The 15666-nt window shown below is 59.9% G+C and carries 12 protein-coding genes; 5 read left to right on the top strand and 7 right to left on the bottom strand.

Annotated features, from left to right (window positions below; translation table 11 throughout):
• Positions 1-20 precede the first annotated feature (20 nt).
• The 5 genes from ACYZTX_RS18530 to ACYZTX_RS18510 all read right to left on the bottom strand — a co-directional run bounded on the left by ACYZTX_RS18530 (position 21) and on the right by ACYZTX_RS18510 (position 6200).
• Positions 21-1040 carry a branched-chain amino acid aminotransferase gene (locus tag ACYZTX_RS18530; RefSeq protein WP_462035298.1) on the bottom strand — a complete coding sequence of 340 codons (1020 nt, stop codon included), beginning with the start codon at positions 1038-1040 and terminating at the stop codon, positions 21-23.
• A 190-nt stretch (positions 1041-1230) separates the two neighbouring features.
• Positions 1231-2616, bottom strand: a complete 1386-nt coding sequence (lpdA, locus tag ACYZTX_RS18525) for a dihydrolipoyl dehydrogenase (RefSeq protein ID WP_462035297.1) — start codon at positions 2614-2616, stop codon at positions 1231-1233.
• Positions 2617-2632: 16 nt separating this feature from the next.
• Positions 2633-3904 (bottom strand): dihydrolipoamide acetyltransferase family protein, encoded by a 1272-nt coding sequence (locus ACYZTX_RS18520; RefSeq protein ID WP_462035296.1) that lies wholly within the window; start codon positions 3902-3904, stop codon positions 2633-2635.
• Positions 3905-4963, bottom strand: coding sequence for an alpha-ketoacid dehydrogenase subunit beta (locus ACYZTX_RS18515; RefSeq protein WP_462035295.1), 1059 nt, complete (start codon positions 4961-4963; stop codon positions 3905-3907). It abuts the gene before it with no gap.
• A gap of 1 nt (position 4964) precedes the next feature.
• Entirely contained in the window at positions 4965-6200 is a 1236-nt protein-coding gene (locus ACYZTX_RS18510; protein ID WP_462035293.1) for a thiamine pyrophosphate-dependent enzyme, read from the bottom strand.
• A gap of 184 nt (positions 6201-6384) precedes the next feature.
• Here ACYZTX_RS18510 and bkdR point away from each other — a divergent pair, with 184 nt between their 5' ends.
• Positions 6385-6870, top strand: coding sequence for a Bkd operon transcriptional regulator BkdR (bkdR, locus tag ACYZTX_RS18505; protein WP_008149727.1), 486 nt, complete (start codon positions 6385-6387; stop codon positions 6868-6870).
• Between the two features lie 84 nt (positions 6871-6954).
• Here the strand turns inward: bkdR and ACYZTX_RS18500 are convergent, their stop codons facing one another.
• Together ACYZTX_RS18500 and ACYZTX_RS18495 are read right to left on the bottom strand one after the other, a co-directional pair.
• Positions 6955-7950, bottom strand: a complete 996-nt coding sequence (locus tag ACYZTX_RS18500) for an IS110 family RNA-guided transposase (protein WP_462033164.1) — start codon at positions 7948-7950, stop codon at positions 6955-6957.
• Positions 7951-8247: 297 nt separating this feature from the next.
• Positions 8248-9111, bottom strand: a complete 864-nt coding sequence (locus tag ACYZTX_RS18495) for an MBL fold metallo-hydrolase (RefSeq protein WP_462035291.1) — start codon at positions 9109-9111, stop codon at positions 8248-8250.
• A gap of 162 nt (positions 9112-9273) precedes the next feature.
• Here ACYZTX_RS18495 and ACYZTX_RS18490 point away from each other — a divergent pair, with 162 nt between their 5' ends.
• From ACYZTX_RS18490 to nahK, 4 genes are all read left to right on the top strand, one after another.
• Positions 9274-10080 carry a sulfite exporter TauE/SafE family protein gene (locus tag ACYZTX_RS18490; RefSeq protein ID WP_462035290.1) on the top strand — a complete coding sequence of 269 codons (807 nt, stop codon included), beginning with the start codon at positions 9274-9276 and terminating at the stop codon, positions 10078-10080.
• Positions 10081-10288: 208 nt separating this feature from the next.
• Complete coding sequence (locus tag ACYZTX_RS18485) at positions 10289-11473, top strand: porin (RefSeq protein WP_462035289.1); 1185 nt, start codon at positions 10289-10291, stop codon at positions 11471-11473.
• Positions 11474-11826: 353 nt separating this feature from the next.
• Positions 11827-12990, top strand: a complete 1164-nt coding sequence (nosP, locus tag ACYZTX_RS18480; RefSeq protein WP_462035288.1) for a nitric oxide-sensing protein NosP — start codon at positions 11827-11829, stop codon at positions 12988-12990.
• Positions 12959-15553, top strand: coding sequence for a hybrid sensor histidine kinase/response regulator NahK/ErcS' (gene nahK / locus ACYZTX_RS18475; protein ID WP_462037069.1), 2595 nt, complete (start codon positions 12959-12961; stop codon positions 15551-15553). The genes nosP and nahK overlap by 32 nt, the downstream gene beginning before the upstream one ends.
• Positions 15554-15666 lie beyond the last annotated feature (113 nt).

Here is a 15666-nt window from a genome sequence, read left to right as displayed (position 1 = left end):
TCGTTGCAGCGGATGTCAGATCAAACCTTGACGATCCAACCCGCTGGTGCCTCGACGTCACCAGTCTGTACACCGGTCAGCTCTTTGTAGAGCTTCTGGGTGACCGGGCCGACTTCGGTTTCGCTGTGGAACACGTGCAATTTGTCGTTGTAGCTGATGCCGCCGATCGGTGTGATCACCGCGGCAGTACCGCAAGCGCCGGCTTCCTTGAAGTCGGACAGCTTGTCGATGAACACGTCACCTTCTACCACTTCGAGGCCCAGACGTGATTTTGCCAGCTCGATCAACGACAGACGGGTAATACCCGGCAGGACCGACGGCGAGTTCGGGGTGACGAACTTGTTGTCGTGGGTGATCCCGAAGAAGTTGGCCGAACCGACTTCTTCGATTTTCGTGTGGGTCATCGGGTCCAGGTAGATGCAGTCGGCGAAGTGGGCTTTCTTGGCCTGGGAACCTGGCATCAGGCTGGCCGCGTAGTTGCCACCGACCTTGGCCGCACCGGTGCCTTGTGGGGCGGCGCGGTCGTAGCTGGAGATCAGGAACTTGTGCGGGGTCAGGCCGCCCTTGAAGTAGGCACCGACCGGGATAGCAAAGATCGAGAAGATGAACTCGGGAGCGGTGCGCACGCCGATGTTGTCACCCACGCCGATCACGAACGGACGCAGGTACAGCGCGCCGCCGGTGCCGTAAGGCGGGATGAAACGCTCGTTGGCGCGGACGACTTCTTTGCACGCTTCGACGAACTGCTCGGTGGACACCTGTGGCATCAGCAGGCGCGCGCAGCTGCGTTGCATGCGTGCGGCGTTCTGATCCGGGCGGAACAGGTTGATCGAACCGTCCTTGCAACGATAGGCCTTCAGGCCTTCGAAGCATTGCTGGCCATAGTGAAGGGCAGTGGAACCTTCGCTGATGTGCAGCACATTGTCTTCGGTCAGGGTGCCTTTGTCCCACTCGCCATTACGCCAGTGCGACAGATAGCGCTTGTCTGTCTTGATGTAGTCAAAACCCAACTTGTCCCAATTGATGCTTTCGTTACCCATGACACCCTCTATCACTTAACGACCGCCGAAACGGTTCAAGGCTTCTGACGTTTTTCTGGATGGGGACAACAATACTTCATTCCAGGGCTGTTTCGCAGTGTAAAAACGCTAAAAGATCGCAGCCTGCGGCAGCTCCTACAGGATCGGCGAACACACGTAGGAGCTGCCGAAGGCTGCGATCTTTTGATCTTTACAGGTGCAACGCATGCCCCAAGGCACGCAATGCCGCTTCCTGCACCGCCTCACCCAGCGTCGGATGCGCGTGGATGGTGCCGGCGATGTCTTCCAGCCGGGCGCCCATTTCCAGGCTTTGACCGAACGCGGTCGACAATTCCGAAACCCCCACACCGACTGCCTGCCAGCCGACAATCACATGATTGTCACGCCGCGCCACAACCCGCACGAAGCCGCTTTTGGATTCCAGGGTCATCGCCCGGCCATTGGCCGCGAACGGGAAACTCGACACGATGCAGTCCAGACCCGCAGCCTTGACGTCGTCCGGGGTTTTGCCGACCACCACCAGTTCCGGGTCGGTAAAGCACACGGCGGCAATCGCAGTCGGGTTGAACTCGCGGGATTTACCGCTGATCAGTTCGGCAACCATTTCGCCCTGAGCCATGGCCCGGTGGGCCAGCATCGGTTCGCCGCTCAGGTCGCCGATCGCGTACACGTTGCGCATGCTGGTCTGGCAGCGGTTGTCGATCTTGATCGCCGAGCCGTTCATGTCCAGGTTCAGCGCTTCGAGGTTCCAGCCCTGAGTGTTCGGTTTGCGACCGACGGCCACCAGTACCTGATCGGTTTCCAGATTCAGGGTGTCGCCATTCGGGTCAAGAACTTGCAGTGTATTGCTAGCAGAATCAAAGCCTTGAACGCTGTGCTTCAAGTAAAGCTTCACGCCAAGTTTTTTCAGTTCGTCATGCACAGGCTGCGTCAGTTCAGCGTCGTAGGCCGGCAGGATACGATCCTGAGCCTCGACCACGCTGACCTCGGCGCCGAGCTTGCGATAGGCAATCCCCAGCTCCAGACCGATGTAACCGCCACCGACCACGACCAACCGTTTCGGCACGGACGTCGGTGCCAGCGCTTCAGTGGAGGAGATGATCGGACCGCCAATCGGCAGCATCGGCAAGTTCACACTTTTCGACCCGGTGGCCAGCACCAGGTGCTCGCACTGAATCCGCGAGTCGCCGACGTCGACGGTTTTGCCGTCGATGACGTTCGCCCAGCCTTGTATGACCTGGATCTTGTGCTTCTTCATCAGTGCCGAGACGCCGGTGGTCAGGCGATCAACGATGCCGTCCTTCCACTCAACACTCTTGCTGATATCGAGCGTCGGCGCCGACACGCTGATGCCCAACGCCGAGTGCTGGCTGTGGTGTTGCGTCTGGTGGAACTGTTCAGCAACGTGAATCAACGCCTTCGACGGAATGCAGCCGATGTTCAGGCACGTACCGCCCAGTGATTCGCCTTCCACCAGAATGGTCGAAATGCCCAGCTGACCGGCACGAATCGCCGTCACATAACCGCCAGGACCGCCGCCGATGATCAGCAGCGTGGTGTTCAAAGTCTGTTGCATGCCTGCTCCACTAAAATTAGTCCACAAACAGGGTGGCGGGTTGTTCGAGCAAGCCGCGAACGGCCTGGATGAATTGCGCCGCGTCCATGCCGTCGACCACGCGGTGATCGAAGGAGCTGGAGAGGTTCATCATCTTGCGAATCACGATCTGGCCTTTGACGACCATCGGGCGTTCGACGATTTTGTTGACACCGACGATCGCCACTTCCGGCAGGTTCAGCACCGGGGTGCTGACGATGCCGCCCAAGGCGCCGAGGCTGGTCAGGGTAATGGTCGAACCGGACAGCTCATCACGATTGGCTTTGCCAGTGCGCGCGGCGGTGGCCAAACGGGAGATTTCCGTGGCGCTGTCCCACAAGCTGCGGGCTTCGGCGTGACGTACTACCGGCACCATCAAACCGATGTCGGCTTGCGTGGCAATGCCCACGTGCACCGCGCCGAGGCGGGTGATGACCTGGGCTTCGTCGTCGTAACGGGCGTTGATCTGCGGGAAGTCGCGCAAGGCAACGACCAGTGCGCGGACCAGGAACGGCAGCAAAGTCAACTTGCCGCGGGTCGCGCCGTGTTTTTCGTTCAGGTGCGCGCGCAGTTCTTCCACGGCGGTAACGTCGATTTCTTCGACATAACTGAAGTGCGCGGCGCGCTGAGTGGCGTCCTGCATGCGCTGGGCAATCTTGCGGCGCATGCCAATGACCGGGATCTGTTCTTCGTCGTTACGCTGGGCGTAAGCGGCGGCAACAGTGGATTGCGGTTGTTGACCCTGGGCCAGATAGGCATCGAGGTCTTCGTGCAGCACCCGACCGGCAGGGCCGGTGCCACGCACCAGACGCAACTGGATGCCGAGGTCCAGCGCATGTTTGCGCACAGCCGGGGAGGCCAGCGGGCGCTCATCGGCTTCGCGAGCGACGATCGGACCTTGGCAAACGGCGGCTCGCGGCGCTGCAGTCGCGACCGGTTTGCTTTCCACAACGGCTTCAACTTTCGGCGCCACAACCGGCGCTTCTTTAACGGCTGCCGGTTGAGCGGACTCTTTAACGTTGCCCGCGCCTTCGACTTCAATGCTGATCAGGATACTGCCGACGGCCATGACTTCGCCCGGCACACCGCCCAGCGCGATCACCTTGCCGTGAACCGGCGAAGGGATGTCGACCATCGCCTTGTCAGTCATTACATCGGCCAGCACCTGATCTTCGACGACCATGTCGCCGACCTTGACGTGCCACACCGACAATTCAACTTCTGCAATGCCTTCACCAATGTCCGGCATCTTAATAACGTGCGTGCCCATTCAGACCTCCATAACCCGATGCAAAGCCGCGCCCACTCGGGTCGGGCCAGGGAAATACGCCCACTCTTGCGCGTGCGGGTAGGGAGTGTCCCAACCGGTGACGCGTTCGATAGGCGCTTCCAGGTAGTGGAAGCAGTGCTCTTGCACCAGGGCGACCAGTTCGGCGCCAAAGCCGCAAGTGCGGGTCGCTTCGTGAACGATCACGCAGCGGCCGGTTTTCTTCACCGACTTGACGATGGTCTCCAGGTCCAGCGGCCACAGGCTGCGCAGGTCGATGACTTCGGCGTCAATGCCGGTTTCTTCAGCCGCGACTTGCGACACATAAACCGTGGTGCCGTACGTCAGGATGGTGACGTCTTTGCCGGGACGCGCAATGGCGGCCACGTCCAGCGGCACGGTGTAGTAACCGTCCGGCACTTGCGCGGCCGGGTGTTTCGACCACGGGGTTACCGGGCGATCGTGGTGACCGTCGAATGGGCCGTTGTACAAGCGTTTTGGCTCGAGGAAGATCACCGGGTCATCGTTTTCGATGGAGGCGATCAGCAGGCCTTTGGCGTCGTAAGGGTTGGACGGCATCACGGTGCGCAAACCGCAGACCTGGGTGAACATCGCCTCGATGCTCTGGCTGTGCGTCTGGCCGCCGTAGATGCCGCCGCCGCATGGCATGCGCAGGGTCATCGGGGCGGTGAACTCGCCGGCCGAGCGATAACGCAGGCGGGCAGCTTCGGAGATGATCTGGTCCGACGCCGGGTAAACGTAATCGGCGAACTGGATCTCGGCCACTGGCCGCAGACCGTAAGCGCCCATGCCCACGGCCACACCGACGATGCCGCTTTCGGAAATCGGCGCGTCGAATACGCGGGAAGTGCCGTACTTGTTCTGCAGGCCTTCGGTGCAGCGGAACACGCCGCCGAAGTAGCCGACGTCCTGACCAAACACCACGACGTTGTCGTCACGCTCAAGCATCACATCCATGGCCGAGCGCAGGGCCTGGATCATGGTCATGGTGGTGGTGGTCATGGCGGTTTCCAGCTCGATATTGTTGTTGTGGTCGTTCATGTCAGATCCCCAACTCTTGACGCTGGCGCTTCAAGTGCTCCGGCATCTCTTTGTAGACGTCTTCGAACATGGTCGCGGCGCTCGGAATCTGGCCGCCGGCGAGGGTGCCGTACTGTTCGGCTTCTTTCTGCGCGGCGATCACTTCGGCTTCCAGCTCGGCGCTGACGGCGACGTGTTCCTCTTCGGACCACTGACCGATTTTCACCAGGTGCTGCTTGAGGCGCGTAATCGGGTCGCCCAACGGGAAGTAGCTCCAGTCGTCAGCAGGACGGTATTTGGACGGATCATCGGACGTCGAGTGCGGGCCGGCGCGGTAGGTGACCCATTCGATCATGGTCGGGCCGAGGTTGCGGCGGGCGCGTTCGGCGGCCCAGGCAGAAGCGGCATAGACCGCGACGAAATCGTTGCCGTCGACCCGCAGGGAGGCAATGCCGCAACCGACGCCACGTCCGGCAAAGGTAGTCGCTTCACCACCGGCAATCGCCTGGAACGTGGAGATTGCCCACTGGTTGTTGACCACATTGAGGATCACCGGCGCACGGTAAACGTGGGCGAAGGTCAGGGCGGTGTGGAAGTCGGATTCAGCGGTGGCGCCGTCGCCGATCCAGGCCGAGGCGATTTTGGTGTCACCCTTGATCGCCGAGGCCATGCCCCAGCCCACACCCTGTACGAATTGGGTGGCGAGGTTGCCGGAAATGGTGAAGAAGCCGAAGTCTTTGACCGAGTACATGATCGGCAGCTGGCGGCCCTTGAGCGGATCGCGCTCGTTGGACAGCAGCTGGCAGATCAGGTCCACCAGCGGCACGTCTCGCGCCATCAAAATGCTTTGCTGGCGGTACGTCGGGAAGCACATGTCATCGACGTTCAGCGCCAGGGCCTGGCCGCTGCCGATGGCTTCTTCGCCAAGGCTCTGCATGTAGAACGACATTTTCTTCTGGCGCTGGGCGACCACCATGCGGTTGTCATAGATCCGCGTCTTGAGCATGGCACGCATGCCTTTGCGCAGGATCTCGGATGGTACGCCTTCGGCCCATGGACCGAGGGCATTACCCTCGTCATCGAGCACGCGAATCAGGCCCTTGGCCAGATCAGCGGTGTCGGCCGGTTCAACGTCAATGGGGGGTTTGCGCACCGTGCCCGCGTCGGTCAGACGCAGGTAGGAGAAGTCGGTTTTACAGCCGGGGCGGCCCGAGGGCTCGGGAACGTGCAGACGCAGTGGTTCGTACGCTTGGTTCATGGCTTCTACGCTCGATCTTGTGAATTTCTTGTAGTGAGCTGACTGTCATTCTTCTGTGGAAGAAATCTTGTCCTACAACAATCATAGTCCCGGCCAAGAAGAATATTTCTCTCTGTTTCGTTGCGTTGGCGATCATTTGAGGATAAAAAATCTGCATAAACATAAAAAAAGGTGGTTTTGTCTCATGCGCAAACTGGACCGTACCGATATCGGCATTTTGAACAGCCTTCAGGAGAATGCGCGCATCACCAACGCCGACCTCGCACGCTCGGTCAATCTGTCGCCGACACCGTGTTTCAACCGGGTCAAGGCGATGGAAGAATTGGGCCTGATTCGCGAGCAAGTGACGCTGTTGGATGCCGATCTGTTAGGGCTGCACGTGAATGTGTTCATTCATGTGAGCCTGGAGAAACAGGTGGAGGAGGCGCTGCAGCATTTTGAAGAGGCGATCTCGGATCGCCCGGAAGTGATGGAGTGCTATTTGATGGCCGGCGACCCGGACTATTTGATCCGGGTGCTGGTGCCGACCATTCAGTCGCTTGAGCGCTTCATGATGGATTTCCTCACCAAAGTCCCCGGCGTGGCGAACATTCGTTCGAGCTTTGCGCTCAAGCAGGTGCGCTACAAAACGGCGTTGCCGTTGCCGGCGAATGGGTTGACCCTCGCCTAAGGGCAAAATCAAAAGATCGCCGGCTTCGCCGGCTCCTACCTGGAAATGTGTTTCAACTCGGACCTGTAGATACTCTGTTCACGGTCAAGCTTTCGCGAGATGTTTTTCGCTAAAAAGTTTGGCCGTATTAAATTCTTCTCCAGATCGCATGCAGGCCCATAACCCGGTCAGGTATTTGCGCATCACTGCTCCGATGGCCTGCATTTTCTTCTTGCCGCGAGCTACCAGCGCCTCGTAAAAGGCCTTCACATTCTCATCACAGCGGATTGCCGTCATTGCCGGCATGAACATCGCTGCCCGTAAATACGCGTTGCCGCATTTGGACATCCGGCCTGGCCGGTTCACGCTGGTGCCTGACTGGGTCAACCTTACGTCGAGCCCTGCATAACGGCTGACCTGTGCCGATTTAAGCGTCACCGGCAGCGTTGTCAGCTCAGCCAGTGCGGCGATGGCCGAGGCTTCCCCCACGCCGGGGGCGGCCATCATGCAGCGAAACTGCAAGCTCAGATCCGGGCATTTGGCGATGGCCTCGCGTGCGGCCTTCTTCAAACGATCAATCCGTGTGTCCAGCGCTGCAATCGCATCTTTTTCATCCTCGATCAGCAGTTCAACACTCGTTTCCGTCGCTTGTAATGCGTGCAACTCGTTCTTGGCTCGGGTCCGATGGCCAATCAGCCGGTTGATATGACGACCAATCGCACGCAGCATCAGTTGATCTGCAGTAGGTGGCACCCAAAGTCTAGGCGCCATGCGTTCACCATATTCGGCCAGCAGTTGAGCATCAATCTGGTCAGTTTTGCTGTTTTGCAGCATCAGCTTGGCAAAATTATGGAAGCTTTTGGGGTTGATCACCGAGACCGGTAGGCCGGCGGCGTGCAACTCCAGCGCAAGGTCCAGGTAGTAAATGCCGGTGGCCTCCATGACCACGCTCAGCGGTTTGAGGCCCAACATCTTGGTCACGGCAGCCTTACGCCCCTTGGGTGTGTGCTGAATGTCCCACTGGCCTGATGTTTTACCGTTCTGCCGCCATCCCATGGCAGACGTTTTGGCACCAATGTCTATGCCGACATGAGTATTCATGCTTTTCACTTCCCTGACTTTCGGTAAGATTGCTTCTGGTTCCCCCGACCTCGAACTTCATGCCACTGCAACCTTGTAATGCGAAGTCCGACTTGTCGGCTTCTCGATACTCTTCGTGGTGGGCAATGAGGCGGGGGGGCCTCTCTACAGACAAGGTCAGGAGCGAATCCTGCCTTCAGGAGCGATCGGCCTCCCCCAGAAACGTACTTGCTGCTGTATGAATCCTTGAGCGTAACCTCTCTCGTTGGAATCAGGGTCAACATACAAGGAGCTGGCGAAGCCTGCGATCTTTTGATCTTAAAGTTTATTGATCGGAATCTTCAGGTACACAACGCCATTGTCCTCGGCCGGCGGCAAATTCCCCGCCCGCACATTCACCTGAATCGCCGGCAGCAACAGCGTCGGCATACCCAACCCCGCGTCACGCTGGGTGCGCATGGCGACGAACGCGGCTTCGTCGACTCCGTCATGGATGTGAATGTTGCTTTTACGCTGCTCGCCAACTGTGCTCATGCACTGAGGTTCGCGGCCCTCGGGCGGGTAATCGTGGCAGACATAAAGTCGCACGCTGGCAGGAAAGGCCAGCAGTTTGCGGATCGAGGCGAACATCTGGTTGGCGTTGCCGCCGGGAAAATCACAACGAGCGGTACCCACGTCCGGCATGAACAATGTATCGCCCACCAGAATCACATCGCTGTCGATCAGATAGGCCATGTCCGCTGGCGTGTGCCCGGGAACGTGCAGGGCCGTGGCCTTGAGGTTGCCGATGCGAAATGACTCATCCGGGGCAAACAGATGGTCGAATTGCGAACCGTCACTGCGAAATTCCGGCTCAAGGTTGAACAGGGATTTGAACACGCCCTGAACCTTGCTGATCGACTGACCAATCGCAATCTCGCCCCCCAGTTCCCGACGCAGATACGGCGCAGCGGACAGGTGATCGGCATGAGCGTGGGTTTCCAGCAACCATTGCACTTGCAAGTGGTGTTCGCGCACGAAGGTGATCACCCGGTCAGCCTGGGTGGTCGCGGTCCGCCCGGCGGCGGCGTCGTAATCCAGCACCGGGTCGACGATCGCGCACTGACTCCCGTCGTGCTCGTAAATCACGTAACTGTAGGTCGACGAGGCAGGGTCAAGGAAGGCTTCAATCAAGGCAGGCATGGTGACCGTTTCATTCTGAACAAGTGTTGAGGGTAGATTCATTTTCCCTGCGCTGACCAGCCCCCAATCAATTCAAAGAAGGAAAAAAGCTGTGCGGGCTCTATCCTGTCTGTCATCGATACCGGGCGTTCCCGGCTTTTTTTCGCAGATCACGAGTGGTTTATGTTGCTGGCAAGTTTTTTTGGGGTGGTGATGGGGCTGGTCCTGGGATTGACCGGTGCTGGCGGCGGCATTCTTGCGGTGCCGGCCCTGGTGCTGGGGTTAGGTTTGACCATGACCCAGGCCGCGCCGGTCGCGCTTTTTGCGGTGGGCAGCGCCGCGGCGGTGGGGGCCATCGACGGTTTTCGCCATGGTCTGGTGCGCTATCGTGCCGCGATGCTGATCGCATTGCTGGGTGCGATTTTTTCGCCGGTCGGCATCTACTTCGCTCATCAGTTGCCGGAAAAAATCCTGATGATTCTGTTCAGTCTGCTGATGGTCATGGTGGCCTGGCGGATGCTGCGTCGTGAGCGCCCGGAAGAAGGTCCAAACGACCACGGCCACGCCAACTGGGGCCAGAAGAACTGCATGCTCGATCAGCAGACCGGGCGCTTTTCCTGGACCGCCAAGTGCACCGCGACCCTCGCAGCACTGGGCGCGGTGACCGGGGTCGTCTCCGGGCTGCTCGGGGTGGGCGGTGGCTTCCTGATCGTCCCGGCGTTCAAGCAGTTGACCGATGTGCAGATGCGCGGAATCGTCGCCACCTCCTTGATGGTGATCAGCCTTATTTCCGCCATCGGCGTGATCGGCGCGTTTCAGGCCGGGGTGCGAATCGACGGTATGGGCGTGGCGTTTATCGTCGCCAGCATCGTTGGCATGATCATTGGCCGCAGGCTTTGCGCACGAGTACCGGCCCGGGGATTGCAGATCGGCTTCGCCAGCATCTGTGTCGTGGTCGCCGCTTACATGCTGTTTAGAGCGGGCGTCTAGCCAGTACCGGTGCTTGTGGACGCCAGTCCGTTCCACAGGCGTACACCCTAAGTTTCGGGCCTGCCGACGCGCGGTCTTACACCGAACTTGCCGCGCAACACCGGCCACTCCAAAGCACTTCAAAACCGCCTCCAAGGCAGCGTATGACGCCGCCGGTCAGCTTTCGATAATCGCCTCCGACATCCAGTCCCCCGCTGCGGAGCGCGTCATGCACAACAATAAGAACATCCAGCATCGTTTCTTGCCTGCCTTCATCGCCAGCCTGTCGACCCTCGGTTTGAGCTCGATGGCCGAAGCCGAGATCATGCTGTACGACAAGGACCAGACCACGTTTTCCACCGACGGCTACATCAACGCCTTCTATGTGAACAGCGATGTGGACCGTGCCGGCGACCAGTTCGACCGCAAACAGGCGCGTGTGAAGATGGGCTTTTTGCCCAACTACTTGGGCTTCAACATGAGCAAGCAGATCGATGACCTCAAGCTCGGTGCCCGGACTTCGTTCTGGGTGACCATCAACGACAGCGAAACCAACGGCACCGACACCGCCATCGACGTGCGGCAGTTCTACGGCACCGTGGCCAATCCTGAGTGGGGTGAGGTGTTGATCGGCAAGGACTTTGGCCTGTTCGCCCGCTCCAACATCCTGCTGGATGAAATGCTCGCCGGTTACGGCCAGGTCAGTGATTCCCTGGGGCTGGTGGACGGTGGCGGGGTGTCGTTCGGCAACATCGGCACGGGTTATCCGTACCCGTTCCCGACGTCGCAGATTACCTATCGCACGCCAGTGATGGAGGGCTTGCGGGTGGCGGTGGGGATCATGGACCCGGTGGACACCAACGACAGCAGTCCATTGGGCAAGGCCTATCAGGAGAACCCGCGCGCCGAGAGCGAGATCACCTATCAGTTCGACGTGGCCGGGGCGAAGATCTACAGCTGGGTCAACGGCAGCTACCAGACTTCGGACAATACCGATTCCACTGTCCAGTCCGTCACCTCCAAAGGCGTCGGCTACGGTGTGCAAGCGAAGATGGGTGGGCTGTCGCTTACCGGCTCCGGCTTCCAGGCCAAGGGCATCAACCCGTTCTTCACCAACAACGCCGGCGAACCGACCCTGCGCAACGTCGACAGTGACGGTTATCTGCTGCAGGGCTCCTACAAACTGGGCAAGAACCGACTGGCCTTGTCTTATGGCAAGACCAACGACGACGGCAATGGCGTGGTCGGCAGCGGCGCGGACTACGAGACGCGCGGCGTTGCGCTGTTCCATGACGTCAACGACAACCTCAAGCTGGTGGCCGAGTACAACCAGTTCGCAATCAACGGCCACGACACCAGCGACCAGAACGAAGACACCGACACCTTTGCGGTGGGGGCGGTGCTGACCTGGTAATCCCTTGGCGAAGGAGATGGCCCTGATGCCTTTCGACTAGCCATTACCCGATCTGTAGCAGCTGTCGAGCACCGCGAGGCAGCGTTCGGCTCGGGCCGCGATCGGACGAAGCAGTCGTGAAATCAGACAATGCGATGTTTCAGGAAAACCTCGCACTCAGGTTTTGCGACTGCTGCGCAGCCGAACGCAGCCTCGCAAGCTCGACAGCTGCTACAGAGTTTGAGTCGTCCTTGAAACGGTCGCACAGACTCTCATCCCATCGAAGCGGCTACCCGCTACCCAAGTAGCATACGTCGCGACCCTCAGGCTTCGTACACTCGTGCCTCATACATGCGCACCTGCGGGAGGCGACGATGCAGCAGGTCCAGAACGAAGGCGTGGTCAGTGCAATGTCCCAGGCCACCGATGCCCAGGAGGTTGCCCAGGAATTGTCGCGGCAGCTGTTGCACCCGCATCTGGGGTTTGTGCTGTTCTTCTGTTCCGCCGAGTACGACTTGCAGGCGCTGGGTCAGGCCTTGCAACAAAGCTTCGGTGGCATTCGCCTGGTGGGTTGCACCAGCGCCGGGGAAATCACGCCGTTGGGCTACGGTCGCAACTGTGTGACCGCGGTCGGCTTCGACCATCGGCATTTTTCCATCGACGCCGAACTGATCTCCGAGATGGAGCGCTTCAGCCTGATCGACGCCCAGCAAATGGTCGAGCGACTGGTCAGTGGCTGTCGCAGCAACACCCAGGCACCGATCAAGGGCAACAGCTTTGCGCTGACCCTGCTCGATGGTTTGTCCAGCCGTGAAGAAATGGTCCTCGCGGCCCTGAGTGCGGCGTTGGGCGACATCCCGCATTTTGGCGGTTCGGCCGGCGACGACAATTACCTGACCCACACCCACGTCTATTTCAATGGCGAGTTCCACAGCGGCGCGGCGGTGGTGGTGCTGGTCAACACTTGGCTGGACTTCGAGGTGTTCACCACTCACCACATCTTGCCGAGGGCGGAAAAACTGGTCGTCACCGGCGCCGACAGCGCCTCGCGCCGGGTCTTTGAACTCAATGCCGAGCCGGCCGCCGAGGAGTACGCCCGGCACATCGGTGTGCCGGTAGCGGAGCTCGATCATCGGATCTTCGCTGCGCACCCATTGGCCGTACGGATCAACGATCAGTATTACGTGCGGGCGATCCAGCAGGTTCATCCGGACCTGAGCCTGAGTTTCTACTGCGCGGTGGAAAACGGCATCGTCCTCACGGTCATGACGCCAGGCCCGATGCTGCCGAATCTGCAAACGCTGTTCGAAGGGTTGCAGGAGCGCCTCGGCGATCTGCTGCTGACCATCGGCTGCGACTGCTTTCTCAGGCGCCTGGAACTTGAAGACGGTGGGAGTCTGGAGCAGATCGGGGCTTTTTTGCGTGACCAACGGGTGATGGGTTTCAACACCTACGGAGAACAGTTCAATGGCATGCATATCAACCAGACCTTCACCGGGGTTGCCATTGCCCGGGGCCGGTCCCCTGGACACCGCTGAGCTTCAGGCACAGATCGCCGGCCTGCAGCGCGACAACCACAAACTGCAACGCATCAATGGCGCGCTGATCGAGCGGATCGAGTCCGGCATCACCCGCGGCAACGACCCCTACGCGGCGTTCCAGCATTCGGTGGTGCTGGCCGAACAGGTGCGTGAGCGCACCGACGCCTTGAACCAGGCCATGGCTGAACTCAAGTCAGGCAACCACTTGCTCAGCGAAGCGCGCCTGCGCGCGGAAACCGCGCATCAGCATTTGATCGATGCCATCGAGAGCATTTCCGATGCGTTTGTGCTGTTCGATGCGGACCAGCGGATCGTGCTGTTCAACAGCCGCTTCAAGGCGTTCTGGGGCAACAGCCGGGTGCGGATCAACGCCGGCATGCGCCTGGCCGAGGTCAAGCGGCTGATGTCCGCCACGGGCCTGTTCACCGAAGAACCGCGCGGGCATGCCGACGAAAATCTGCTGTATCGCTTGCAGGACGGTCGCTGGTTGCAAGTCAGCGAACGACCGACCCAAGAGGGCGGACGGGTGATCCTGTTCACCGACATTACCGACGTCAAACTCAGCGAAACCGTGCGCCGTGAGCAAGCGGTGGCGCAGAAATCGCATCTGTTGCAACGGGCGGTCGACAACCTTTCCCAAGGGGTAGCCATGGTCAACGCCGAGGGTATTCTGGAACTGTGGAACCGACGTTTCCTCGAACTGAGCGGCCTGGCGCCGGTGGCGGCCCATCGTCAGTTCGCCGAGGTGATCGCCGACAGCGAATTGAACTTGCTGACGCCGGCCACTCGTGATCTGAACGGGCGGCACGTGCAGGAATGCGAGCAGCGCCTCTACGATGGCCGGGTGCTGGAAATCCGTACCCATCCATTGCCCACCGGCGGTTTCGTCAACACCTTCACCGACATCACCGAACGCTACCAACACGCCGAAGCGCTGAGCGAAAGCGAGCGCTGGATTCGCTTGATCACTGACCATGTGCCGGCGCTGATTGCCTACCTGAATGCCGACCTGGTCTACGAGTTCACCAACAAGGTGTATGAAGAATGGTACTGCTGGCCTCGGGGCGTGATGCTTGGGCAGAGCCTGCGCGAAGTCCACAGCGAACAGCATTACCAGCGTCTGGAAGCCTATGTGGCTCGGGCCCTGGCCGGTGAGAGCGTGACGTTCGAGTTCGCCGAAACCAACATCAACAACCAGGAGCGCTACATGCTGCGCTCATACGTACCCAATCGTCTGGCCACCGGGGAAGTGGTGGGGATTTTCGTGTTGATCCGCGACATCACCGAGCGCCGCCGCACCGCCGAAGCGCTGCACCAGGCTTATCAGAATCTTGAGTTGCGGGTGCGCGAGCGGACGGCGGAACTGACCACGCTCAACGACCAATTACTGCGCGAGATCGACGAGCGTCGGCGCGTGGAGTCTCGCCTGCGCGAAGCGAAACTCGAGGCCGAGCAGGCCAACCTGTCAAAGACCAAGTTTCTCGCCGCCGTCAGTCATGACCTGCTGCAACCGCTCAATGCCGCGCGGCTGTTTACCAGCGCTTTGCTGGAACGGCGCGAACCGGTGGCCAATGCAATTTTGGTGCGTAACGTCAGCAACTCGCTGGAAGACGTGGAGAACCTGCTGGGCACTTTGGTGGACATCTCCAAACTGGATGCCGGGGTGATCAAGGCCGACATTGCGCCGTTTGCCCTGAGCGAATTGCTGGAAAACCTCGCGGCCGAGTACACCCAGGTGGCCCGCAGTGAAGGACTTGAGCTGCATTTCATCCCCTGTTCGGCACTGGTGCGCAGCGACATTCAATTGTTGGCGCGGATCCTTCGAAATCTGTTGAGCAACGCCATTCGCTACACCTACAGCGGTCGCGTGGTGCTCGGTTGCCGGCGTCATCACCAGCGCCTGTCGATCGAGGTCTGGGACAGCGGCATGGGCATTGCCGAAAACCGTCTGGAAGAGATTTTTCAGGAGTTCAAGCGCGGTGACGTGCAGCGTCCGGATCAGGATCGCGGGTTAGGTCTGGGGCTGGCGATCGTGGAAAAGATTGCCGGGATTCTCGGTCACCGCATTCACGTGCGTTCGTGGCCGGGCAAGGGCTCGATGTTCTCGGTCGAAGTGCCTTTGAGTGCAACGGCCCCCAAGACGCTGCCGAGCCTGCTGATGAGTGAACCGATGCTCGAACGTCTGCGTGGGGCACGGGTGTGGGTGCTGGATAACGACGCAGCCATTTGCGCCGGCATGCGCACATTGCTCGAAGGGTGGGGGTGTCTGGTGGTCACGGCGCTGTCCGAGGAGGACCTGGCGCGGCAAGTGGACAACTATCACGAAGAAGCCGACTTGCTGATCGCCGACTACCACCTGGACGACGATCAGAACGGCGTCGATGCCGTGGCCCGGATCAACGCCCGTCGCGGCTCGGCCATTCCGGCGATGATGATCACCGCCAATTACAGCAATGAACTCAAATTGCAGATCCGTGAGTTGGGGCACACCTTGATGCATAAGCCGGTGCGGCCGATGAAGCTGAAGACCGCAATGAGTCACTTGCTCGGCAGGCCTTGATTCCTCCGGTGCTTTTGCTGGCCTCTTCGCGAGCAAGCCCGCTCCCACAATTGACCGAGTCGACTCGGATCTAGTGTGGGAGCGGGCTTGCTCGCGAAAGGGGCGACTCGGTC

The organism is Pseudomonas sp. MDT1-17 (assembly GCF_054898105.1).
The sequence above is the reverse complement of the archived record's forward strand: the minus strand, read 5'-3'. Positions and strand labels throughout refer to the sequence as shown.